The organism is Candidatus Zixiibacteriota bacterium (assembly GCA_036397555.1).
Taxonomy (GTDB): Bacteria; Zixibacteria; MSB-5A5; order WJJR01; family WJJR01; genus DATKYL01.
In genome coordinates, this window is record DASWIS010000028.1 from 17,193 (window position 1) to 41,968 (window position 24,776).

The following is a 24,776-nucleotide window of genomic DNA, read 5'->3' on the forward strand; positions in this document are numbered from 1 at the left end:
TACTAAGCGCACGGCTGGCAAAACGCCGTCGCCGGATCGGCGCTGCGAAACGCCACGTCGACAATCGCCACCACATCGAATACGTTCGTCGTCGCGTCGCAGTTTACGTCAGTGTCGGCGAACGGGCAGTATATGCTCTGCGAGGGTGACCCGTTTCGGAAGGCCACGTCTATGGCTTCTATCACGTCGAAGACATTGACCACGCCATCGGGAGCAGGATCGCCGACGTTCGGGCAGACACACCCCAGATTGGAGTGGGCCCACTTCCACGCCTTCTGCACGACACGGTGCAGACCGGCGTCTTCCGTCTGACCGGGGGCCGGACCGTAACTGAAGTTCTGCAGCGTGTCGGAGACATAGGCGACGATGTAGTGCTGCGTCTCGCCGGGCGCCAATGTCAGCCCCTGGTCGAGGGTGTAGTGGGTGTATCTATCCGCATCGCAACCCGCAGGATCATAGAACAAGCCGGGAATGCCGGCCATGCGTCGATAGATGAGGCCGCTGTTTGTGCCGGTATATCCGTTACTCGGACCCGGCAGGTTCTCGCTGTTACTACGAACGCCGACACGTATCGGCACCGGATCTTGAAAGTGAAAAAACTGACCGAGCGCATCGCGTCCGGACATGTAGGTCACACCGGCCGAAAAACGCCCGGCCGAAGTGAAATAGTCCGGGGGACTGTAGCCGATTGAATCGAGTCCTCGCTGATAGACGAGGTTGGAATCAGGCCAGAACCCGCTTCCATTATCGTTACCCCATTGCGAATGCACATGCTTCGCCGGGATGACATTGAAATCGATCCACAGTCCGGCCACGATGTTTTCAAGTGTTTGCGGGAGCATGCCCGCTTCATTCGTGCGGTTTCTCAGCACATACTTGGCGACGACAAAGTCGGCTGAATCGGCGTGTTGCGGCGCATACCAGGTTGCCGTGACCTCCAGCAGTGAATCGCGCGTATTGAAAATCGCCGTCGCCGAGGCGTAGCCCATGCCGGTCCCGTAAGCCGATGTATCCATGCTCAACGGCGCGACCGGCAGAAAGCCGTACTGTCCCGGATCGTCCTCGTTATTGCCGAATTGATGGAAGACGACCGTGTCGGGCGATTGCTCGCCGTGGGCGATCACCAGCGAGGCATCGCCGATGCCATAGGACGAATCGGGCATGCGCAACAAACGTCCCTGCAGATCAGGCACGCCGAAGCGTCCGTTGTTGCCGACCTGCAGCCCCAGCACCCACGGACTGGAGCTGGCCGTCTTCAGGATCTTCGCCTCCGGACAGGAGTAGTCTTCGGTGACGAAGAACTCGATGGGATAGACTTGAGGGTCGGCGATCAGCGTATCGTCGTGTGTGATTTGGATCTCGCCGGCGTAATACCCGTTGGGCAGGGACGACGCATCCATCGTGACCTCGATCAGCAACGGCGGGTCGGCCGGTTGCAGGGCAAAAGGTCCGCCCGGCGCAACCGACAGCCACGACCCTCCCTGCATGACCATGACCGACCCGTTCAGCGGCGCATTGCCGCCATTGTCGATCTCCAGTGCGATGGTCAGCCCCCCACCCGACGGCGCATGGTATTCGCACTCTGCGGTTTGTTCGAGGAGGACATCGAGCGACGGGGCCAGCAACGGGCAGACGAATGGCGCGTCATTGCCGCCGGGCAGGTTGAGGTACTTGACCGGGTTGATCGTGGTTGCCCATTCACCGGGTATGGACGGTCCCGCTTCCAGGTCGAAGAGGTAGAGAATGTCGATCCCCTCCTGGCCGGATATATCGCGCGCGATGCTCGCCATCACTTCGGAAGCGCACACCGAGCCGGGATCAGAAGTGTGACAATCCGGCGTTTTCGTATTGCTCAGGTTGACTGGCTTCGACCATGTGGCGCCGCCGTCGTGCGAGCCGTTGATGTACAACTCGCTGTTGCAGTAACCGTAGCGCGAGTAATCGGCGCGCTCAGCCGGTGATTCACCGCAGTTCTTGGTGAATAGCACATAGAGAAAATTTTCGTTGCTGGATCCGAACTCGGTGCAGAACGCCGAGCCGTCGCCGATTCCCAGCGTGATCTTGGTGAGATTCAGATCGCCGGGCGGATTGTGGCCGTTCTGGTAGTACCCGCGGGCGACCCGGTCCATTGTCTGCCGTGAATCGTCCCAGTGGCGGATCGCCACGTCGTGTGCGATGCCATCCGCGTATCGCTGCTCATCCCACACCAGGTGCAGGACCGCATCGTGATCGTAGGCGATGGAGATGTGCGCCCACGCCTGCGGGCCGGGCGTCGTGTTGTCCGTGTAATTTGTCACGTAGTGTCGGTTGGCGTTACCCAGCTCGGTCCCGTTGACCCATCCCATCCCTCCCGTTTGCGACTCGCGATAGACGATGTTGGCCAGCCCGTTCCATTGCGCTTCATAGTTCTGCGTGAATGCAACCGCGACCTTGCCGGTGCCGTCGGCGGCATCGATGACATAGGAGAGCGCGCTGGTGAAGGAGTCGAGGACAACGGGTAGATTCCAGTTACCGCCAACCGCCTGATCCCACCGCCAGTACTCGATATCTCCGGATGACACGGGAACAGTCCCGTATTCCGCAACGGGCATGGCAATAATGTGATAGATGTCCGTCGAGTTATACTTCGTTTGACCTTGATTCTGCGTAATCGCGACGTCGACTCCGAAGTCATCAGTCGGCCAATGCAAGTAGTCCGGGAGTTGCTCGGGGGTGAACGAGCCGCTTCCCTCGACAGTCTGATACAGATGCCAAGCCGAGTAATTCTGAATGCCCGGATCTGAGCGCTGGTGCAACACGACATGACACTTGTTGTCGCTGTCGACATCGAGACGGGGAAATCCGGCTTGGGCGAAATCACCGAGTCCGATTGAAGCCCCATCGAAGCCGGGAACCAAATCGCCCGCCGCCACGTCCCATGCCGCGTAGTTCACAAAGCGGTCTATCCCAAATTGTGCATACCGATCGTAGTGAGTCCATGTCATGTGCACGAAGTCTTCCCCCGGATTGCGCGCGATCTGACGGCCTTGTGAGTGGTAATGCCAGAGGTCGTAGAAGGTGTTGGCGATGTGCATCCCGGGCGACTCGAGCGTGTCCATGTCGAGCAGGCCGTTAGTCGACCTGGGGCGGGTGCGGTCGTTCACCGCCGGATAATCGACATCGGCGACGCGTTCGCCGCTGTCGCTGCGCGACGGCTGCGAGCGCCCGCCTGCGGCAGCATCCGTCGGGTACGTCAGTGCGGACGCCAGCGTGAGGGTCGCCGCCAGAGTCATCAGGCGGACGCGTCGGACCCTCCGGAAATCGCTACGAGCGATGATCATCTTTGCATCCCTTCGTTTCACGCGCACGGCTGACAAAACGCAACGCTCGGATCGGCGCTGCGAAACGCCACATCCACGAATGCAACCACGTCGAAGACATTGGTCGTCGCGTCGCAGGTGACATCGGTGTCGGCATAGGGACAATACTGACCTGCACTTGAAGCCCCGCTGCGGAACGCCACGTCGACCGCCGCCACCACGTCGAAGACATCGACGACGCCATCGGCATACGGGTCGCCGACGCCCGGGCAGGCGCATGCGTAGGGACAGATGTGCTCGGCATCGTCGCCGCCGGGGAGATTCAGGTACAGGACCATGTTCATGGTCCAGCCGGAGCCGTCCGCCCAGGTCGCGGGCTCGCGGTCGACGAGGTAGAGGATGTCAATCCCCTCCTGCCCGGAGATGTCCCGCGCGATGGTGGCCATGACATCGGAGGCGCAGAGCGAGTCGGGATTGGCGCTGCGGCAGTTCGGCGTCTTCGAGTTGGTCAGATTGACCGGCGCCGACCACGAGGCGCCGCGGTGGGGCGAGCCGGTGATGTACAGCTCGCCGTTGCAGTATCCCTGTGTCGACGTGTCGGCCCGCTCCTCCGAAGTCTCGCCACAGTTCTTGGTGTAGGTCACATACAGGAAGTTCTCGTTGGTCGCTGCGACATTGGAGCAGAAGGCCGAGCCGTCGCCGACCCCGAGCGTGATCTTGTTGAGATTCAGGTGCCCGGAGTAGTTGTAGAGGTTGGGATAATACCCCAGCGCCACTTGATCGATGGTTTGACGGGCATCGTCCCAATGACGAATCGCGATGTCGTCGGACTCGTTGGCATGCCGTTGCTCATCCCAGACAAGATGGAGAGTCGCGTCATGGTCGTAGGCGATGGAGATGTGCCCCCACGCCTGCGGGCCGGGCGTGAGGTTGTCGTTGTAATTCGTCACATAGCCGCGGTTGGGGTTGCCCAACTCCGTGCCATCGAGCCAGCCCAGACCACTGGTCAGCGATTCGCGGTAGACGATGTTGGTCAGTTCGTTCCACTGCGCCTCATAGTTCTGCGTGAATGCGACCGCGACTTTGTCGGTGCCGTCGGCCGCGTCGATGACGTAGGAAAGGGCGCCATTGGAGGAATCGATGATGACGGGATAAGGCCAGCCGGGATTCGCCTGATCCCAGCGCCAGTAGAGAATATCCCCGGTCGGAGAATTGTTCGGATAGTAGCCGGCGCCCATTCCAATTATATGAAAGACGTCCGTGTAGTTGTCTTTGGCCATGCCGTGATACTGAGAGATGGCGATGTCCGGCCACAGCGTCTCGGCGATGTCAGGGTTACTTGGGACAAGCGGCAACTGCTCGGGCGACAGAATGAAGTCACCTTCGACCGGGAGGAAGACGTGCCACGCCGAGTAGTTCTCGATCCCCGGATCGGGATACTGGTGAAAGGCCGTATGCGCCTTGTTGTCGCTGTCGACATCCAGACGCACGAATCCTGCGTGGGCAAAGTCCCCCAGCCCAATCGACACACCGTCAAATCCGGGATACAATTCAAACCCGGGCGGACCAAGTACATCCCACGAAGCGTAGTTTACAGTACGATCGCGGTCCCAGATGCCTTCGGGAATCTCATCCCAGTGAGTCCAGACCATGTGCACAAAGTCCTCACCCGGATTGCGCGCGATCTGGTGCCCTTGGGAGTCGTTGTGCTGGCTGTCATACGAATTACAGGCGATGTGCACGCCCGGTGAGGGCGGCGTCTCAGCATAGCAATACGGTCCGCCGGTTCTCGCGGACAACAGACCATCATCGACGACCGTTCGGTCGATGCACGCTCCCGTGGCAAGATAGTCGCCCCCGACGATCACCCGCTCGACATCCCGCCGGCGGATGTCGCCGGCGAGTGTATCCCCATACATTGCCGCCGTGAAGGCGAGCGCCGCGAGGGTCATTCGCAGCGTGCGGAGCAGCGATCGAAATCGTTCAGGCGTTGTCATGACTCCTCCCTGAATCCGTCGGCAAAGGATTGATAGCGCGCGCCGGGAGGCTCAGCAGAAGCTTCGCCCTCCCAAAGCGTGCGAGCGGGAGGGCGAGGCTTCCGCTCGTCCTGAGCACAGCGAAGGGCCGAGCCTGTATTTCGATTAAGGTTGCCCAATGGAGCTGATGATCCATCGCCTCACCCGCACGCATCGCAAAACACCACCTCCGGATCGGCGCTGCGAAACGCCACATCCACAAACGCAACCACATCGAAGACATTCGTCATCCCGTCGCAGGTGACATCGGTGTCCTCGTACGGGCACACCGGACTCTGCGGTGGCAGTGCGGCGCGAAAGGCGACATCCACCGATTTGACCACGTCGAAAATGTTGACCAGGCCGTCCAACACCGGGTCGCCGAGATTGGGGCAGTTGCAGCCGAGATTGGAATACGCCCATGCCCAGGCCTTCTGCACCGCCGCATGCAAACCGGCGTCATCCGGCTCGCCGGGCGCGGGGCTGTATGCGAAGTGCTGCAACGTGTCGGAGACCAGCGCGATGACATAGCGCGATGAGGCGCCGGGCGACAATGTCAGATTCTGGTCGAGCGTCAGGTATGTGTAGCGATCCTGCGACGAGCCGGGATCGATCAGTGCAAAGGTGATTCCCGGCGTCCCGACGATCCGGCTGTACATCAGTCCGCTCGACGGCCCGCCGCCGGTCTGGTTTTCCGTGTTCGCGCGAATGCCGCCATGCAACGGCGCGGCTTCGAAGAAAAACGGCGTCCCGGCCGCATCGCGTCCCGCGATGTAGGTGACGCCGCCGGAGAAACGCTGTGTCGACTGGAAAAATGATCCCGCGTGTCCGGCGGTATCGAAGCCGTACTGGTAAATCAGATTCGAGTCGCCCCAGTATTCGCCTTGATTGTCCGCACCGCGTTGACTGCCGACTGCGCCGCCGTCAAGGATATCGAAGTCGATCCACAATGCCGCAACGATCTGATCGAGCGTCTGGAGAAGAGATCCCGGCTCGTCGCTGCGATTGGTGATTCTGATGTCCGCCGCGATGAAGTCGGCCGAGTCGGGATGCTGCGGCGCGCACCATTTGAGCTCGATCTTAAGCAGCGAGTCGCGCGTCGTCATCTCGACGCGCGCGCTGGCGTATCCCTGACCGGTGCCGTATGCCGACGTGTCGACTTCCAGATCGGCTAAGGGACGGAACCCAAGCTGCCCCGGATCGGACATGTTGCCGCCGAACCGGTGATAGACGACCGTATCGGGCGACTGGCTCCCGTGCGCGATCAACAGCGAGGCATCGCCGATTGAGCTGGAACCGCCCGGAAAACGAAACAGCCCGCCCTGCACATCGGGCGCCCCGAAACGGCCGGTGCTGGCGACTTGGAGCGAAAGCACACCGGGGCTGGCTTTCGCGCTGCCCAGGAGCAACTCTTCAGGGCAGTAAAACTCGTCGACGACAAAAAAGTTGATCGGCAGGATGATCGGACTGGCGACCGAATCATCATCGTGGACAATCTGAACCTCGCCGACGTAGAGTCCTTCGGTCAATGCACCGGCGTCGAGCGTGAGAGTGAAAGCTTCGGCCGGATCGATATCGGCAATCTCAAATGGCCCCGACGGCGTCACCGAAAGCCATGATGCGCCCTGTGTGACCATGATCGAACCGTTCAAGAGCGCATTCCCGACATTGTCGATCGACAGGACCACCTCGGTGAATGCGCCCGGCGGCGCGTGATATTCGCACAACGGCTCCTCGGGCAACAGCGCCGCGATTGCCGGGGCAAAGTGCGGGCACACGTGCGGCGCATCGTCGCCGCCGGGGAGATTCAGGTAGATAACTTGGTTCATGGTCCAGCCGGAGCCGTCCGCCCAGGTCGCCGCCTCGCGGTCGACGAGGTAGAGGATGTCGATCCCCTCCTGTCCGGAGATGTCGCGCGCGATGGTCGCCATGACATCCGAGGCACAGAGCGAGTCGGGGTTTGCCGAGCGGCAATTCGGCGTCTTGGTGTTGGTCAGATTGACCGGTTTGGACCACGATGCGCCGCTGTTGTACGAGCCGGTGATGTACAGCTCGCCGTTGCAGATTCCCTGTGTCGACGTGTCCGCCCGCTCCTCCGAAGTCTCGCCGCAGTTCTTTGTGTAGGTCACATACAGGAAGTTCTCGTTGGTCAACCCGACATTCGAGCAGAACGCCGACCCATCGCCGATACCCAGTGTGATCTTGTTGAGATTGAGGTGGCCGGCGTAGTTTGCGTCATTCTCATAGTAGCCCAGCGCGACCTGATCGATGGTCTGACGGTTGTCGTCCCAATGCCGGATGGCGATGTCATCGGATATGTTCGACAGCCGCTGCTCATCCCAGACGATGTGAAGGACCGCGTCGTGATCGTAGGCGATGGAGATGTGCCCCCATACCTGTGGGCCGGGCGTCGTGTTGTCGGTGTAGTTGGTGACATATTCGCGATTGTTGTTGCCCAGTTCGGTGCCGTTAAACCACCCGAGTCCGCCGCTGCTTGATTCGCGGTAGACGAGGTTGAACAAATTGTTCCACTGCGCTTCGTAGTTTTGCGTGAATGCGACCGCGACCTTGTCGGTGCCGTCGGCCGCGTCGATCACATAGGACAGAGCCCCGTTGCTGGAATCGATGATGATCGGATCAGGCCAGCCGGGATTTGCCTGATCCCATCGCCAATAAACCAAGTCCCCGCTCGGAGAGCCGAACTGACCGCAAGGGCATATCGGCATGGCGATTACGTGGAAGATGTCGCTCGTATTATCCTTGGGCAGGCCATTATTTTGCGTGATCGCAATATCGGGCCACAACACTTCGGTGATGTCGGGTGACAACAGTGAGTCGGGGAGCTTCTCTGGCAACAAGACGTCCCCTCCCTCGATCGGTAAGAACACGTGCCACGCCGAGTAGTTCTCGATCCCGGGATCCGGATACTGGTGAAACACCGTGTGAGCGAGATTATCGCTGTCGATATCCAGACGTCCGAATCCGGCCCTGGCGAAATCCCCCAGCCCAATCGATACGCCGTCAAATCCGGGATACAATTCAAACCCAGGTGAGCCCAGTACATCCCACGAGGCGTAGTTCACAAAACGATCGCGGTCCCCGACGTCCTGCGGAATCTCATCCCAGTGCGTCCACACCATGTGCACAAAGTCCTCACCCGGATTGCGGGCGATCTGATGGCCCTGCGAGTCGTTGGCCTGGCTGTCATAAGACGTGTTCGCGATATGCGCGCCGGGCAACGGCGGCAGCGCATCGCTCTGCAGCCCTGCTGATGTCGCGGCCGTCGGACGGTCATCGACCACCGATTTATTGAGCGATGCATCCCGGGCGAGATAGTCGCCGCCGACCAGTACGCGCTTCGTATCCCGCCGCTGGATGTCGGCGGAAGGTTTAGTTTTGACGGCGGCCAGTGCGCTGTTATGAGCCGAATCACACACGCCGAAGGCACAGGCCAGCGCAATCAGTGTGACGGCCTTGATCCGGCGATGCGATCGACGCCGATGGATAAACGTGTCCCTGTTCATACAATCTCCTGATCAAATGCATGGATTACAAAACGCAGTGGCAGCGTCGGCGCTGCGAAACGCCACATCCACAAACGCCACCACGTCAAACACATTAGTCGTCCCGTCACACGTCACATCCGTGTCGGCAAACGGACAGCGCACACTCTGGTTCGGCGGGCCGCTGCGAAACGCCACATCGACCGCCGCGACGACGTCGAAGACGTTGACCAGGCCGTCCGAGACCGGGTCGCCATGCGTGGGGCAGTGACAGCCCAGATGTTCGTTTCCCCATCGCCATGCCTTCTGCAAGCTCTGGTGCAGACTGGTGATCGCGCCTTCCTGCCCCGACGGGACATAGTCCGGATGCGACAGCGTGTCCGACACAAAGCCGATGACATAGTTCTGCGACGCCCCCGGCGCCAGCGTCAGATCGTGATCGAGTTGGAAGTAGGTGAACATGTCTTCCGACGAGTCGGCCACAACCCAGTTGGGGTCGATGACCACGCCCGGACCGCCGGTCAGCGTGGAATAGAGGGCGCCGCTGGACGGTCCGCCGAAGGGGGTCTTGTTCACGGTGTTGAGCCCGACCCCCGCATGAATCCCCGCCGGGCCGCTGAAGCTGAAGCTCGTGCCGTTCGCGTCGCGCCCTTTCATGTATGTGATGCCGCCTGAGAACTTGCGCGATGTAGCGAAACCGGAATGTCCCACCGTGTCGAAGCCGTACTGATAGACGAAATTCGAATCGACCAGCGCGTCGCTGCCTGAGTTGTCCGCGTCGTGCTGGACATTCTGCTTGTTGCTCTCGACCACGTCCAAATCGTTCCACAGTCCGACCAGAACGTCGCTGAGCGCCTGATTGAATTGCGGATGGCCGCCCGGCAGATCGACGGTGCGATTGCGCACCACATATTCGGCAATGACGAAGTCGGCCGAATCGGGATGTTGCGGCGCGTACCACGTGGTTGTGATCTCGATGAGCGAATCGCGCGTATGGAACAGCGCCGTGGCACTGGCGAAGCCCGCGCCGGTGCCATAGGCCGACGTATCCATCGACAACGGCAGAATCGGAATGAAGCCGAACTGTCCGGGGTCGGTGAAGTTGTCGCCGAAACGGTGAAACGCCACCGTGTCGGTCGACTGTGTGCCGTGCGCGATCACCAGCGAGGCATCGCCGATGCTGTACGACGAATCCTTCAGCCGCAGCAGCCGTCCCGGCAAATCCCCCGCGCCGAAGCGTCCGTTGTTGGCGACCGACAGTCCGAGAACCCACGGATTGGTCTTTGCGGTCTTCAGCACCATCGCCTGGGGACAGAAGAAGTCGTCGGTGACGAAAAAGTCGATCGGGATGACCAACGGATCGGCGATCAGCGTGTCATTGTGTGTGATCTGAATCTCACCGGCGTAGTAACCGTTGGGGAGCGACGACGCATCCATGGTTACGTCGACGCTCAATGTCGGATCGCTCGCCCCGAGATTGTATGCGCCGCTCGGCACGGTCGAGAGCCACGCGCCGCCCTGCGTGACGATGATGCTGCCGCTCAGCGGAGCAGTGCCGCCGTTTTCGATTCCCAAGGGCGCGATGACCTGCATGCCCGACATCGTGTGGAATTCGCATTCGGGGTCCTGCTCAAACGTGAGCTCAAGCGACGGGGCAAACAGCGGGCAGACATACGCCGCGTTGTCACCGCCGGGGAGATTCAGATACATCACCGGATTGAGCGTCCAGCCGCCGCCGTCGGCCCAGGTAGCCGCTTCGCGGTCGACGAGGTAGAGGATGTCGATCCCCTCCTGACCGGAGATGTCGCGCGCAATCGTCGCCATGACATCGGAGGCGCATAGCGAATCGGGATTGGCGCTGCGGCACCCGGGGGTCTTGGTGTTGGTCAGATTGATGGGTTTCGACCACGTCTGCCCGTCGCTGGCCGATCCGGTGATGTAGAGCTCGCCGTTGCAGAAGCCGAAATCGGAGACGTCGGCCGCTTCCTCCGCTGTCTCGCCGCAGTTCTTGGTGTAGGTAACATAGAGGAAGTTTTCGTTCGTTATGCCGTAGTCGGAGCAGAAGGCCGACCCGTCGCCGACCCCGAGCGTGATCTTGTTGAGATTCAGGTGTCCGGGGTAGTTGAAGAAGTTCTCATAGTACCCCGTTTCGACTTCATCAATTGTTCGGCGCACATCGTCCCAGTGACGGATCGCTGCCTGGCTCTCGTCATCGGCGTATCGCTGCTCATCCCAGACAAGGTGCAGCACCGCGGCATGGTCGTAGGCGATGGAGATGTGCGCCCACGCCTGCGGACCGGGGGTGAGATTATCGGTGTAATTGGTGATGTACTCGCGATTGGCATCGCCCAATTCCGCACCATTGACCCAACCGAGTCCGCCGGTTGTGCTTTCGCGGTAGACAATGTTCTGGAGGTTATTCCACTGCGACTCGTAGTTTTGCGTGAATGCAACGGCTACACGGTCGGTCCCGTCCAGCGCATCGATGACGTAGGATAATGGGCCATTCGTGGAGTCGATGAGGACGGGCTGACTCCATCCGGGGTTGTTGTTGTCGAATCGCCAATAGGCGATTTCGTCGAATACGCCGCAGAACTGGAAGCAGGATGCCACTGACGCGATCGCGTGTACGACGTCGGTCGAGACATCCTTCGCGGCGCCGTGATTCTGGGTGATTGCGATGTCCGGCCAAAGCGTCTCGGTGACTTCCGGGTTGTTCGGGATTGAAGGCAGCTGCTCGAGGAGGATGACATCCCCGCCCTCGAGGGGGAGGAAAACGTGCCACGCCGAATAATTCGCGATCCCCGGATCCGGGTACTGATGGAATACCGTGTGGGCCAGGTTATCGCTGTCGATGTCCATGCGGACAAAGCCCGCGCGCGCAAAGTCGCCGAGCCCGATCGACACACCGTCAAATCCGGGATACAATTCAAACCCGGGTGGACCAAGCACATTCCACGAGGCGTAGTTCACGAAGCGATCGCGGTCCCCGATGCTTTCGGGAATCACATCCCAGTGAGTCCACACCATGTGCACAAAGTCCTCGCCCGGATTGCGGGCGATCTGATGGCCCTGCGAGTCGTTGTGCTGGCTGTCCCACGCCGTTTGGGCGATCCATTCCCCCGGTGAAGTCGGCGGAGTGACGATCAAAAGCGGACTGGTCGTCGCCCCGCGCGGCCGGTCGTTGACGACCGGGCGGTCGCTCGCGTCGCGCACGATGTAATCACCGCCGATGATGCGTCGGGGGCGGTCCTGATTGGCAGCGAACGCACTGGCAGCGTTACCAACCAGCAACACACTGCTGACGATTATCGCGAAGCTCTGCCGCATTGTGCGGCCGGTTCGTGTACACCGCTCACTCCCTGACATGTTTCCTCCTTAAGAACAGGCTCAGCAGAAGCTTCGCCCTCCCAAAGCGTGCGAGCGGGAGGGCGAGGCTTCCGCTCGTCCTGAGCACAGCGAAGGGCCGAGCCGGTATTTCGATTAAGGTTGCCCAATGGAGCTGATGATCCATCGCCTCACCCGCACGCATCGCAAAATACAACCTCCGGATTGGCGGCCCGAAACGCCACATCCACAAACGCAACCACATCGAAGACATTCGTCGTCCCGTCGCAGGTGACATCCGTATCGGCAAATGGACAGCGCACACTCTGGTTCGGCGCGCCGCTGCGAAACGCCACGTCGACCGCCGCCACGACGTCGAAGACATTGACCAGACCGTCTGAGACCGGGTCGCCATGGGTGGGGCAGTCGCAGACGTAGGGGCAGATGTGCACGGCATCATCACCGCCGGGAATGTTCAGATACATCACCGGATTGAGCGTCCAGCCGGAGCCGTCGGCCCAAGTGCCCGCTTCGCGGTCGACGAGGTAGAGGATGTCGATTCCCTCCTGGCCGGAGATGTCCCGCGCGATCGTCGCCATCACCTCCGAGGCGCACTCCGACCCCGGCACGTCACCTTCGCAATTGGGCGTTTTGGTATTGGTCAGATTGAACGGCACCGACCAGTTCAGTCCGCCATCGGGAGAGCCGGTGATATACAATTCCCCGTTGCAGAAGCCGTAGTCGGACACGTCCGCCTGTTCTTCAGGCGTCTCACCGCAGTTCTTCGTGTAGGTGACATAGAGAAAGTTCTCGTTGGTCGTGCCATAGTCGGAGCAGAGGGCCGAGCCATCGCCGACCCCGAGCGTGATCTTGTTGAGATTCAGGTGCCCGGAGTAGTTGTAGAGATTGGGATAATACCCCAGCGCCACCTGATCGATGGTTTGTCGTGCGTCGTCCCAGTGACGGATGGCGATGTCGGGCGACAGTTCCGCAACCCGCTGCTCATCCCAGACGATATGAAGGGTAGCATCGTGATCGTAGGCGATGGAGATGTGCCCCCACGCCTGCGGGCCGGGCGTCGTGTTGTCGGTGTAATTGGTGACGTACTGCCGTGTGGCATTTCCCAGTTCCGTACCGTCCACCCACCCCACGCCGCCGGTTTGCGATTCGCGATAGACGACGTTCTGAAGGTTGTTCCACTGCGCTTCGTAGTTCTGCGTGAAGGCGACCGCGACCTTGTCGGTCCCGTCGGCGGCGTCGATCACGTAGGAGAGAGCGCCGTTACTGGAATCGATAACGACGGGGGGGGTCCAGTTACCGCCAACGTCATAATCCCAGCGCCAGTACAGAATGTCACTGCTGGGGCTGCAAAATCCGCCGCCAGTAACTATGCAGCCCATGCCGATGACATGCAACACATCGGTGGTGTTGTCTTTGGCAGCGCCGTGATTCTGAGTTACCGCGATGTCCGGCCATAGTATCTCGACAATGTCAGGGTTACCGGGATAAAGCGGCAACTGCTCGGGCGACAGAATGAAGTCACCTTCGACCGGGAGGAAGACGTGCCACGCCGAGTAGTTCTCGATCCCAGGATCCGGATACTGGTGAAAGACCGTGTGAGCCAGATTATCGCTGTCGATATCGAGACGCACGAATCCGGCCAATGCGAAATCGCCCAATCCCATCGAAACGCCATCGAGACCCGGATACAACGTGCTGGTTATCGCATTCCAGGCCGCGTACTTGACGGTGCGGTAACGATCATCCGGGGCGGTTGGTATCTGATCCCAGTGCAGCCACACCATGTGCACGAAATCCTCGCCCGGATTGCGCGCGATCTGATGGCCCTGCGAGTCGTTGGCTTGGCTGTCGTACGAAGTAGTCGCGATGTGCACGCCCGGCGACGTGATTGACGTGGCATCGACGAGCGCATTCGACAACTGCGCGCGCAATCGGTCATCCACGGCGGCCTGATCGGTCGGCTGCCCGCGGACAATCTCGTCGCGGTGCAGCACCGGCGGCCAGGTGCGCGAGGTGACATCGCCGGCGCTCGCGTCGGCAATGCCCAGGGATATGATTACTGTCGCGGCCGTCGACACGGCGGCCCGGCCGGGGAAAACCCGCATCGATTTGGGCATACCACCTCCCTTGGGAAGTGGTGAGGGGTGTATGGCGCTGACTCCAATTATCTAAGATCGGGCCTAAAGGGAGCGATGCAAGCAGAATGTGCCGTGGGTCCGTCAAAACCTTGGCAGACCATGAGGCGACGCCCGGCCCCGATCCCTCCCATGGGCATTACCCACGGGCAGGCAGAGTATTTCGAGCCATCCCTTGACGGGGCAGTTTTCCGTGAAGGGAGATTCCTCACCCCCTCCATTGACCGCCTGCGGCGCTCAATTCGGGGGATTCGGAATGACTCTTCGGGCGGGGGACGCACCGTATCAGGCGTTGTTGTGCTGAGTTCTGCGGACAGTTCCCCCCATGTCATTCCGAACCCCCTCCATCCCTTCCCGCATGCGGGACGGGATGGAGGGGGTGAGGAATCTCCAACGCGAGCGTGTGACCAAGCGTCAGAAAGCCCGCACGATGGTACGGGTCTCACACAGACGTCACCCCAAACCCTTACCAGGGGGTGTGTTGAGAAAGTCCTATTCGATGTCACCCCGAGCCCTTCGGGCGAGGGGTCTCGATGCGCGCGAGGCCGCCGACAACGCGTTGGAGATTCCTCGCCCTTCGGGCTCGGAATGACCTGAGTGACTATTTGCATGAAACTCGATTTTGTGGATTCCAATGGGATTTACGACATTCCCAAGGCCCCGGGCCACCGTCCAACTTAAAAGGCGGTGGTAGACATTGACCCCGCCGTCCGCCCACGGGATATTCTTAACATGACACTGGGCGGTTCGGAGTCGCGTTTCTGGACCATCCCCAACGCGCTGTCGCTCTCGCGGATCGCGCTGTTGCCGGTGTGGTGGTGGGTGATGGCGTCGCCCGCCATCTCGGACATCTGGGGTGGTGTTTTAATCATCTACGCGATCATCTCCGACGTCGCCGATGGGTATCTCGCGCGACGCCTCGGCCAAATCACGCGCTGGGGACGAATTCTCGATCCGATCGGAGACAAGATCGCGGCCCTCGTGGTCGGCGTCTTTTGCGTCATGCACCGGGGGATGAGTCCGCTCGCATTCTTCTTAACGATCGTGCGTGATGTCGCGCTTATCATCGGCGGCTGGCTGATCTTCCGCAAGCGGTATGAAATCCCGACGTCAATCAACATTGGACGCTACGCCGCTCTGATCTGGGGACTGACACTTCTCTGTTTCGCGTTCGATTGGCAGCCGGTCGCCGGATGGCTGCTGTGGCCGGCAGTGGCGTTCTACCTGCTTGCGGGAATTGTCTATCTTGCGGGTCTGCGCAGATCTGCGCCGAACCCATCGGTCGCCGCAAACCGCACTAAAAGCGTCGGAATTTCGAGTTGACGATCCCTGCCGCCGTCGCGTAATACATTGGTGGTACTGTGCGTTACGCGTCGCCGGGAAGAGCCATGAGCCAGAACGTCATCGCCGCACCGCTTCTGATCGGGACACCCATCCGTCTGCGAATGACGGTCAACGGCCGCGCGGTCACCATCGACACGACGACCGACCGGACGCTGCTGGATGTCATCCGTGACGACCTCGGATTGACCGGCGCCAAACGCGGCTGCGATATCGGCACTTGCGGCTCCTGCGCGGTGATTCAGGATGGCAAGGCGGTGATGTCGTGTATCGTGCCGGTCGAGAAATCGCAGAACAGCGCCGTCGAGACGGTCGAAGGACTCACGCAGGACGGCCGGCTGCACCCCCTGCAGCAGGGGTTTATCGATGGGCATGGATTCCAATGTGGAATATGCACTTCCGGGTTCCTGATGTCGGCTAAGGCATTGCTCGATATGCACCCGAACCCGACTGAAAAACAAATCCATCAGGCGATCCACAAAAACATCTGCCGCTGCACCGGCTACAATCAACTCGTCGAATCGATCAAGCTCGCCTGCGGTCAAATCAAAGTCGATGAGCTCGACCGCGACACCTACCGCACCGCGCGCGTGGTCAAACCGGTGCCGGGCACACCGGAGCTGCCGCCGCGCAAACTCAACGTCGTCGGCAAAGCGCATGCACGCATCGAATCACGCAGCCGCATCGACGGCTCCGCGCTGTACACTGCCGACATCAAAGCGCCGCCGGGAACACTGCACGGCGTCACTGTCCGTGCCGACCGCGCCTCAGCCGACATCATCACGGTCGACACTTACGCCGCGCTGGAAGTCGACGGCGTCGTCAAGGTTCTCACCTGCGAAGATATCCCCGGTGAAAATGCCTACGGCAAGGTCATCCGCGATCAACTCGTCTTTGCCGAAAGTCAAGTGCGCTACTATGGCGAGCCGATCGCCCTTGTGCTGGCCGAGACTCCCAGGGCGGCGCGTCTGGGGGCCGAAGCAGTACACATCGAATACGGCGAGCGTCCCGGAGTCTACGATCCCGAAGCGGCGATGGCGCCCGATGCGCCGCTGGTCCACGCCAAGGGCAACATCCTTTCGCACTATCATCTCGAAAAGGGAAAGGTCGATGACGCCTGGGGGTCGTGCGCGCATGTCATCGAACGGCGCTACACGACTCATCCGCAGGATCACGCCCCCATCGAGCCGGAGGCGGCGCTGACATACTGGGACGACGACGACGGCAAGCTCGTGGTGATCTCGCCGGGGCAGTCGGTCTTTTTCGACCGTTTGAATGTCGCGCGCGCGCTGGGCGTTCCCAAAGATGACGTCCGCTGTATTCAACCCGCGATCGGTGCGGCCTACGGCAAACGCGAGGACATCTACGCGCAAATCCACGCGGCGCTCGGCACGCTGGTCACCGGCCGTCCGGTGCGCATCGAGTACACGCGCGAAGAGACGATGCATGTCACCACCAAACGCACGCAACTGCGCACCAACATCAAAGGCGGCTGCGATGCCGAGGGGCGGTTGATCGCTCTGGAAGCGCGCGTGGTGGGCGATGCGGGCGCGTATGCGTCGTGGTCGGTCAACATCATGCGCAAGGCGGGCGTGCTGGTATCGGGACCGTACAACATTCCCCATGTGCGCGTCGATTCGTACGCAGTCTACACGAACAACCCGTTCACCGGCGCGACGCGCGGTTTCGGCGCGGCCGAGACCGCCTTCTGTGCCGAGTCGTTCATGGATGAACTGGCGCGCGAGGCCGGAATCGATCCGTTGGAATTCCGTCGCCGCAATGCGTTGCAGCCGGGTATGCGATCGGCGACCGATTTTGCCCTGCCCGGACCGTTGCCGGTCGTCGAGACCATCGACGAGGCCGCGCGCGACTTTCCCTGGAATGAGCCATTGCCGCAACACCCCATCGACCCGGAGCGCTACAAGCGGGGACGCGGCATCGCCACGATCTGGTACGGCATCGGATTCGGTTCCGGCATTCCCGACATCACCTCGTGCATCGCCGAGTTGCACGACGACGGCGTCTGCTCGATCCGCGTGGGCACGGTCGATTACGGCAATGGCTCCAACACCACATTCGCGATCATGGCGGCCGAAGCATTGGGCTCGACTGTCGAAAAGATTCGCGTCATCAATGCCGACTCCGCCAACACCCCCAACTGCGGCTCGACGGTCGCCACCAAGCAGACATACACCACCGGCAACGCCGTGGTCATGGCGTGCGCGCGTTTGCGTGAGGATGCCGATGCGGTCGCCGCGCAATTGCTCGGTGTCGAGGCATCGCAGATCGAAGCGGCAGATGGATTCTATCAGGTGACCGGGAACGGTCACCATCCGCTCGCACTGTCGGAGATCGCCGTCAACTTCCGCAAGTACGGAAAACCGCGCCGCCGCGAGGGACGATTCAACGCGGGCGCATTGACCGCGCCGTTGGACAAACAGACCGGATTGGGGAAGGCGTGGTTTCCGATGGCCTACGGCACCCAGATCGCCGAGATCACCGTCGATACGAAGACGGGCAAAATCACGGTCGACCGCATCGTCGCCGCGCACTACCTCGGACGCGCCATCAACTCGCGCGCGGTGCGCGGGCAGGTGGTCGGCGGCGTGTCCTTCGGGATCGGATTTGCGCTCACGGAGGACTCGAAGTACGTCGATGGCATCTGTCAGAACGTGAACTTCGACAAGTATCGTCTGATGCGCGTGACCGAAGCGCCGCCGGTCAAAGTCATCGCGGTGGAGCAGGATGAGACCAGCGGCCCCTTCGGCGCGATCGGCATCGGCGAGCCGCCGACGCTCGGCCCCGCGCCCGCCATCGCCAACGCGCTCCATGACGCCTGCGGCATCCGTATCCGCGACCTGCCGCTGACCAAAGACAAGGTCAAAGCCGCGCTGGACGCGCTTCACACGTAGGCGCCGATCCTGCATGCGCAGGGTGTCGCCCTCTCCCTGTGGGAGAGGGTTGGGGTGAGGGGTTCGTCATGCCCCGAGTCGACTGAACTCCGCCGCCGCCGACTCTCACCCCGACTTCTCCGCCTCAAATTCCAGCTTGCCCGATAGCCCGATCAGTTCGATCCGCACCAGCCAGTTGCCCGCTGATCCCGACAACGTCGAGATCGTCCCATCGTCATCGAGGTCGCGCGAGTAGACCTGTGTGCTGTCGGCGTCGAGGATGATCAGCATCGCGCTCCCGTCGGTGATGTCGCAGGACTGCGTAACACTGGCGGTGGTGCCGTTGAAGTCCCACTCGTAGTCAATCGTGTCGGTGACATTGATCATCTCATCGGCGGTGTACCGGAACCGATCCACCGAGATGCGCACGTCGGGACCGGGCGGCCCGGTCGGGCCATCACCGCAGCCGGTGCTCAGCAACAGACCGGCGAATACGGCAAACACCGATTTGTGAGTCATGGGGCGCCTCCTTCTGTCAAAGAGATTATACCAGCTTCGCAACGGCTGATGACACGAATACCCGCTCTGTTTCTCCACGCCGGCCGCCCCCGTCATTCTGAGTCCTTCAGCCCGCCTGCGGCGGGCTGAAGGGCGAAGAATCTGCTTTTACCCCCGTGGCGGGCGAAGAAGCAGATTCTTCGTTGCACCGTTCCGCCTCCGGCGAAACGGCGCTCCTCAGAACGACTGTGACCGGGATGGCGACAGGCGGCGGGTAACGGAGCTCTGACAATTTGACTGTTGCTCCCGGCCCGCGCGTGTAACTTTGGCGCATGCCGACCGGCCCCTTGAATCTCGACTACGGCGTGATCGACATTCACATCCATGTCGCCCCGTGGGGGATGCTGCATGAACCGATCCTCGAACAACTCAAGCAGGGCCGCGACCGATTCGAGTTTCTGCTCTCGGTTTCGCGCGATCCCCAAAAGTTGATCGCGCTGATGGACGAGGCCGGCATCGAACGCGTCGGCGTCATGAACTATGTCGCGCCCGACATCATGGGGTTCACGTTCGCAGTCAACCGTTTCTCCGCCGACTACGCGCGCGACCATCGGGACCGCATCTTCGCGCATGGGTCGGTCGATCCGGTCGGCTCGACCGACCCGAACGGTGAACTGTCGCTGCTGCTGGATGAATGGGGGATCAGCGCGATCAAGATTCACCCGCCGCACCAGGGCGTTGCCCCGAATGCGTATCTCAGCGGCAACACGATCCTGCCGGTCATATACGAAGGGTGTCAGCGTCGCGGTGTGCCGGTCGTATTTCATACCGGCACGACGACATTCAAAGGCGCGCGGATCAAGTACGGCGATCCGATCCATATCGACGATGTCGCCTGCGACTTTCCCGATCTGACGATCATCATGGCGCATGCGGGACGGCCGTTGTGGTATCAGACCGCGCGGTTTCTGGTGCGCCGCCATCCCAATGTATACATGGACCTCTCGAGCATTCCGCCGCAGAGCATCCCGCGCGCCTTTCCCGACCTCGCCAAATACGCCGACAAAGTTCTGTGGGGGACCGACTGGCCCGGCCCCGGCGTGCCGGACATGAAGACCAATCTCCACGCATTTCTTCAACTCGGCTACGATCCGGCCATGACGCGACAGATTCTGCGCGATAATGCAATGCGACTGTTCGGGTGGAAATGAGCGAGATGCCGGTCAGCGTCTTGACCGTCTTCGCGGTGGCGATGCTCACGGCGCTGGCCACCGGTTTGGGAGCAATGCCGTTTCTATTTTTCCCGACTGTCAGCCGTCGCTGGCTGTCGATCTCCAATGCCGTTGCCGCCGGGCTCATGCTCGCCGCCAGCCACAGCCTGATCGTCGAAGGGAATCATTACAGTCTCTACAAGACGCTGATCGGGATTTTAATCGGCATGGCGGTCATCGCCGTCAGCGACCGCATTCTCGAAAAACGCAAAGACCTTCACATCGGCCGGCTCAGCGGCGCCGATGGACGCAAAGCGATCCTCATTCTCGGCGTGATGACCATGCACTCATTTGCCGAGGGAGTGGGAGTCGGCGTTTCGTTCGGCGGAACCGAGGCGCTCGGCATCATGATCAGTCTTGTCATCGCCATTCACAATATCCCCGAAGGACTGGCAATCAGTCTGGTAATGGTGCCGCGCGGCACAACGATCTGGAAAGCGGCGTGGTGGAGCGTCTTCTCGTCGCTGCCGCAGCCGCTGATGGCGGTGCCCGCGTATCTCTTCGTCAGCATCTTCGAGCCGTTTCTGCCGATCGGTTTGGGCATCGCAGGCGGGGCGATGATCTGGATGGTTTTCGCCGAGTTGATCCCCGACGCGCTGCGCGACGCCTCCGGTCATCTGGTCGCCACGACCGTGACCATCTCGGTCGTCGTCATGCTCGCGGCGCAGGCAATGTTCTTCAATCTGTAACTACCAATGCACGCGCTGTTATTGTCGCTTAGACCAAGTAATCGGATTGTGCTTGGTGCTCTGGACTCGGTGGATACCAAGTAGTTTCAGTCGCTGCTGTTGATTAGCCGTCCCCAGCAATCCCAGCGCCTTGACTGTAAGGTCGTTGACGGCTTCTCCTATGTCTTCATCGAGTTGCAGCAATGACGGATGGCTTAGATCGCAAAACTGAAATGCCATCGACCAGCCGCGTACGGTTAGCCGGATTCTACTGAGCCACTCGGAAAGGCCATTCCCATGGTAGAGGGTCGAACGTGAAATCGACCTCAGATCACAAATTGCGTCGTCGGAGATGCTCTTGACTTTCTTGAGGACTTTTCTGCGTGACTCTCGACTCGGAATTACGACACCCGGGCTGATCTTGCATCCAAGGAAATCAAACCCCTTGTCAACTCTGCCTGTCTTTGCCTTGCAATTCTTACCATTGAGTTCATGCAACGATAGACCATGGCCTCTCAGCACCTTGTCGGCGCGTGCGAGGACAGCCCTTACTGATTGCAGTGTGGGGCCGAGAATGACGAAGTCGTCGATGAATCGAATTGTTGTAGTTTGATCGGTGTTTGTGATACGGTCAAACTCATGAAGTAAAATGTTCCCCAGCAGAGTCGAAAGGCAGTTTCCTTGAGCAACACCACGAAACTGTGTTGGGAACAATTCTCCCATAGTCCGAAGTGCACCGAGGTTTGTCAATTCTGTTCTCGTCGCACCGTCGAGGAGTTGGAACAGATACGGATCCGTCACATGCGCTTTGATTGACGCTAAAACGGATTGACGCGGCACATTCCTGTAGAATTCAACAATGTCGGATCGAACAAAGAACTGTGATTTGCGATCGCGAATTGCGTGCGCCGTACACTCAATCGCCTTGGCAACGTCGCGCTCTTGAACGCCTCCGAAGCTGTATGGATTAAGATAGTAAGGTCTTAGAGATGCAATCGATTGCAGCAAGTCGAGAATCGCACGTTGGACAATCCTCTCCTCGACTTGGGCAACGACGATCGGGCGTTTCTTCCCTTCGCCCTTGTCTTTTAGCCAACCGTATGAACCTCTAAACGTGAATCGTTTTTCTCTAAGTTGCCTACAGACACGTTTGAGGTGTCGATCCGACTCTCTAGCGAATTCTTTAACTTCTTTGCGAGTTTTCTCACCTGCAGTCGGAGACGTACCGTTACGATAGATTGTGTGCCAGGCGCTCCGAATGAGCGGAAGGGAACTGATCTTTTTCAATCGTTACTGGTGACCTATCTGCCTTGTCTTTCGGGTGCCATTCGAGTCCAACCCGGTAGACGAGACCTGCTTTCTATCGTCTTCTGAGGTTCCGAATCCGGCCCTTCCAGTCGACGGACAGGGTACATCCGCCGGAGCACGTCTTCCACGAAATCGCCCCTTCCGGGACGTTGACTTGGAGACTAGCTAAGACGAGTGATACGCGGACGGCCAAAGACACAAGAGCGCCGAATCCGGCAAACCTGCTGCCTCCATCAACGGTCATGGTCCCTCCATCCCGTGTGTGGTACGGTTTTTGTGGTCGGCGTTTGGACTAATCTCCAAACTTTCGTCCACCCCGGCGGCCCCGTGCTCAATCAATGCTGTTAGCGTTATCTGGCACTCTGCAATGAGCTGGACGCCGCTCTCTGGTTCGCCTGCCGGGTACTCGCATCGTCTTCTGAGGTTCCGAATCCGGCCCTTCCAGTCGACGGACAGGGTACATCCGCCGGAGCACGTCTTCCACGAAATCGCCCCTTCCGGGACGTTGACTTGGAGACTGGCTAAGACGACTTCCCACAGCGTTACCGTATGAGCCGTACGCCATGTTCGTCAATACTTTTCAGTGGATTGAGTCGAGAAAGTGATATGAAGGATTCTGCGGCACCGTGGGCATACTGGAGTAGCTTCTCCACGACCATGGTTGACACAAGTGATGAATCTCCCCCGCTCTATTGTGCGATTGAGTGCCTAAACCGTCCCCCCGCCAAAATCCCGGTATCGGTGATGATCGCAGTGATCAGCGCATTGGGCGTCACATCGAACGCCGGGGAGAAGACGCGCACATTGGTCGGGGCGAGGCGGGCATCGCCAATATCGGTCACTTCCGTGGCGGAGCGTTCCTCGATGGGAATCTGCGCGCCCGATTCGATCGCATCATCGAAAGTCGATCTGGGCGCGGCGACATAAAACGGTACGCCGTGATGCGCCGCCAGCACCGCCAGATTGTATGTGCCGATCTTGTTGGCGACATCACCGTTGCGGGCGATGCGATCGGCGCCGACGATGACCGCATCGATTTGGCCCGAGGCAAAGAGCGTCGCCGCCGTATTATCGGTGATCAGCGTGGCGTCAATCCCTTCCTGCAGGAGTTCCCACATCGTCAGCCGCGATCCCTGCAGCACCGGGCGCGTTTCATCGACGAAGACACGAAAGGTTTTCCCCTGGTCCCTGGCCGTATACAGCGCGGCGAGCGCGGTGCCGATTCCGGCGGTCGCCAATGCCCCGGCATTGCAGTGGGTCAGCACGATCGCGCCGTTTTCGATCAGCGTTGCCCCATGCTCGCCGATCCCCCGGCACATGGCGACGTCTTCGGCATGTATCGCCTGCGCCTCCGAGGCGAGCAGCTCCTTGAGACGCGGCGCGTCGGTTGCGCCCGAACGGCCCGCGACGGTCATCATCCGGTCGACCGCCCAGGCGAGATTGACGGCCGTCGGTCGCGCCGATTTCAATACATCGCCCGCCGTGCGCAGCCGCACGAGAGCGGACTCGATGCCGGCCTCTTTGCCGGTGAGCGCCATCGCCATTCCATAGGCGGCCGCGACGCCGATGGCCGGAGCGCCGCGCACCGTGAGATTGCGAATTGCTTCGGCGGTGTCCTCGGCGGTCGGACAGACGACCGTGTGGATATGGCGCGGCAACGCGCGCTGATCCAGCAGGTGCAGCGCGCCGTCTCTCCACTCCAGCGTTTGGAATTTCATTATCCGGGGCAAGGCAGCGGTAATCGTATCACGACTTGCGGCCGAGGAGCTTGCGCAATAGCCAGCGCACCGGATCGTACGATTTGTCCGCCACGCGCTCTTTCAACGGTATGATGCCGTTATCGGTGATCTTGATATGCTCCGGACAGACTTCGGTGCAGCACTTGGTGATGTTGCAATACCCGGTGCCGCCCTCATGTTGCAGAAACTCGCGACGGTCCCTCGTGTCCAGCGGGTGCATCTCATACACGGCCGCCCGGATCAGAAATGCCGGGCCGACAAAATCATCGAACTTGGCATGGGTCCTCAGCACATGACACACGTCCTGACACAGGAAACACTCGATGCACTTGCGAAACTCCTGCGGCCGCTCGACTTCGTACTGTTGCATGCGCCAGGACCCATCGGGGAAATCCGGCTCACGCGGCTGGAAGTAGGGGAGACGCCGGTTGCAGGAATAATTCCAGGAGACATCAGTCACCAGGTCCCTGACGACCGGGAATGTCCGCATCGGCGTGATGGTGATCGTCTCGTTCGGTTCATAGTCCGACAGGCGCGTCATACACATCAGTCGCGGCCGTCCGTTGATCTCCGCCGAGCAACTGCCGCACTTGCCCGCTTTGCAGTTCCAGCGGCATGCCAGGTCGGATGATTGCTCCGCCTGGATGCGATGCACAGCATCGAGGACGACCATCCCCGTATCGCAATCGATTTCGTAGGGGACCAGCGCGCCGGTTTCACGGTCGGTGCCGCGAAAGACCCTGAACGACCGCGTCGCCAT

13 protein-coding genes are annotated in these 24,776 nt (G+C 60.4%); 4 read left to right on the forward strand and 9 right to left on the reverse strand.

Annotated features, from left to right (window positions below; all coding sequences use genetic code 11):
- Positions 1–2: 2 nt before the first annotated feature.
- The 5 genes from VGB22_08735 to VGB22_08755 all read right to left on the reverse strand — a co-directional run bounded on the left by VGB22_08735 (position 3) and on the right by VGB22_08755 (position 14,282).
- Complete coding sequence (locus tag VGB22_08735; protein HEX9751351.1) at positions 3–3,320, reverse strand: hypothetical protein; 3,318 nt, start codon at positions 3,318–3,320, stop codon at positions 3–5.
- Positions 3,321–3,337: 17 nt separating this feature from the next.
- Positions 3,338–5,296, reverse strand: a complete 1,959-nt coding sequence (locus VGB22_08740; GenBank protein ID HEX9751352.1) for a hypothetical protein — start codon at positions 5,294–5,296, stop codon at positions 3,338–3,340.
- Between the two features lie 179 nt (positions 5,297–5,475).
- On the reverse strand, positions 5,476–8,838 hold the full coding sequence (locus tag VGB22_08745) for a hypothetical protein (GenBank protein ID HEX9751353.1): 3,363 nt from the start codon (positions 8,836–8,838) through the stop codon (positions 5,476–5,478).
- 12 nt (positions 8,839–8,850) lie between these two features.
- The gene (locus VGB22_08750; protein HEX9751354.1) at positions 8,851–12,147 is read right to left on the reverse strand and encodes a hypothetical protein; all 3,297 of its coding nucleotides are present in this window, start codon (positions 12,145–12,147) and stop codon (positions 8,851–8,853) included.
- Positions 12,148–12,335: 188 nt separating this feature from the next.
- Positions 12,336–14,282, reverse strand: a complete 1,947-nt coding sequence (locus tag VGB22_08755) for a hypothetical protein (GenBank protein ID HEX9751355.1) — start codon at positions 14,280–14,282, stop codon at positions 12,336–12,338.
- 750 nt (positions 14,283–15,032) lie between these two features.
- Here VGB22_08755 and VGB22_08760 point away from each other — a divergent pair.
- Both VGB22_08760 and VGB22_08765 read left to right on the forward strand, forming a co-directional pair.
- The gene (locus VGB22_08760; GenBank protein HEX9751356.1) at positions 15,033–15,623 is read left to right on the forward strand and encodes a CDP-alcohol phosphatidyltransferase family protein; all 591 of its coding nucleotides are present in this window, start codon (positions 15,033–15,035) and stop codon (positions 15,621–15,623) included.
- Between the two features lie 65 nt (positions 15,624–15,688).
- On the forward strand, positions 15,689–18,553 hold the full coding sequence (locus VGB22_08765; protein ID HEX9751357.1) for a molybdopterin cofactor-binding domain-containing protein: 2,865 nt from the start codon (positions 15,689–15,691) through the stop codon (positions 18,551–18,553).
- Positions 18,554–18,658: 105 nt separating this feature from the next.
- Here the strand turns inward: VGB22_08765 and VGB22_08770 are convergent, their stop codons facing one another.
- Positions 18,659–19,051: a hypothetical protein gene (locus VGB22_08770; GenBank protein HEX9751358.1), complete on the reverse strand. Its 393-nt coding sequence runs from the start codon at positions 19,049–19,051 to the stop codon at positions 18,659–18,661.
- A 311-nt stretch (positions 19,052–19,362) separates the two neighbouring features.
- Between VGB22_08770 and VGB22_08775 the strand changes: the two genes are divergently transcribed.
- Positions 19,363–20,241, forward strand: coding sequence for an amidohydrolase family protein (locus tag VGB22_08775; GenBank protein ID HEX9751359.1), 879 nt, complete (start codon positions 19,363–19,365; stop codon positions 20,239–20,241).
- Positions 20,238–20,990, forward strand: a complete 753-nt coding sequence (locus tag VGB22_08780) for a ZIP family metal transporter (GenBank protein ID HEX9751360.1) — start codon at positions 20,238–20,240, stop codon at positions 20,988–20,990. The genes VGB22_08775 and VGB22_08780 overlap by 4 nt, the downstream gene beginning before the upstream one ends.
- A gap of 18 nt (positions 20,991–21,008) precedes the next feature.
- Here the strand turns inward: VGB22_08780 and VGB22_08785 are convergent, their stop codons facing one another.
- From VGB22_08785 to VGB22_08795, 3 genes are all read right to left on the reverse strand, one after another.
- Positions 21,009–22,256, reverse strand: a complete 1,248-nt coding sequence (locus VGB22_08785; GenBank protein HEX9751361.1) for a reverse transcriptase domain-containing protein — start codon at positions 22,254–22,256, stop codon at positions 21,009–21,011.
- A gap of 710 nt (positions 22,257–22,966) precedes the next feature.
- Positions 22,967–23,995, reverse strand: coding sequence for an S-methyl-5-thioribose-1-phosphate isomerase (mtnA, locus tag VGB22_08790; GenBank protein ID HEX9751362.1), 1,029 nt, complete (start codon positions 23,993–23,995; stop codon positions 22,967–22,969).
- A gap of 28 nt (positions 23,996–24,023) precedes the next feature.
- A complete protein-coding gene (locus tag VGB22_08795; protein HEX9751363.1) occupies positions 24,024–24,776 on the reverse strand; it encodes a succinate dehydrogenase/fumarate reductase iron-sulfur subunit in 753 nt (250 codons plus the stop codon).

Bases quoted from the DNA above. Each gene is read 5' to 3' on its own strand.
- VGB22_08770 (HEX9751358.1), bottom strand. From the start codon at position 19,051: ATGACTCACAAATCGGTGTTTGCCGTATTCGCCGGTCTGTTGCTGAGC.
- VGB22_08755 (HEX9751355.1), bottom strand. From the start codon at position 14,282: ATGCCCAAATCGATGCGGGTTTTCCCCGGCCGGGCCGCCGTGTCGACG.
- VGB22_08750 (HEX9751354.1), bottom strand. From the start codon at position 12,147: ATGCGGCAGAGCTTCGCGATAATCGTCAGCAGTGTGTTGCTGGTTGGT.
- VGB22_08745 (HEX9751353.1), bottom strand. From the start codon at position 8,838: ATGAACAGGGACACGTTTATCCATCGGCGTCGATCGCATCGCCGGATC.
- VGB22_08760 (HEX9751356.1), top strand. From the start codon at position 15,033: ATGACACTGGGCGGTTCGGAGTCGCGTTTCTGGACCATCCCCAACGCG.
- VGB22_08740 (HEX9751352.1), bottom strand. From the start codon at position 5,296: ATGACAACGCCTGAACGATTTCGATCGCTGCTCCGCACGCTGCGAATG.
- mtnA (HEX9751362.1), bottom strand. From the start codon at position 23,995: ATGAAATTCCAAACGCTGGAGTGGAGAGACGGCGCGCTGCACCTGCTG.
- VGB22_08765 (HEX9751357.1), top strand. From the start codon at position 15,689: ATGAGCCAGAACGTCATCGCCGCACCGCTTCTGATCGGGACACCCATC.
- VGB22_08775 (HEX9751359.1), top strand. From the start codon at position 19,363: ATGCCGACCGGCCCCTTGAATCTCGACTACGGCGTGATCGACATTCAC.
- VGB22_08795 (HEX9751363.1), bottom strand. From the start codon at position 24,776: ATGGCGACGCGGTCGTTCAGGGTCTTTCGCGGCACCGACCGTGAAACC.
- VGB22_08780 (HEX9751360.1), top strand. From the start codon at position 20,238: ATGAGCGAGATGCCGGTCAGCGTCTTGACCGTCTTCGCGGTGGCGATG.
- VGB22_08735 (HEX9751351.1), bottom strand. From the start codon at position 3,320: ATGATCATCGCTCGTAGCGATTTCCGGAGGGTCCGACGCGTCCGCCTG.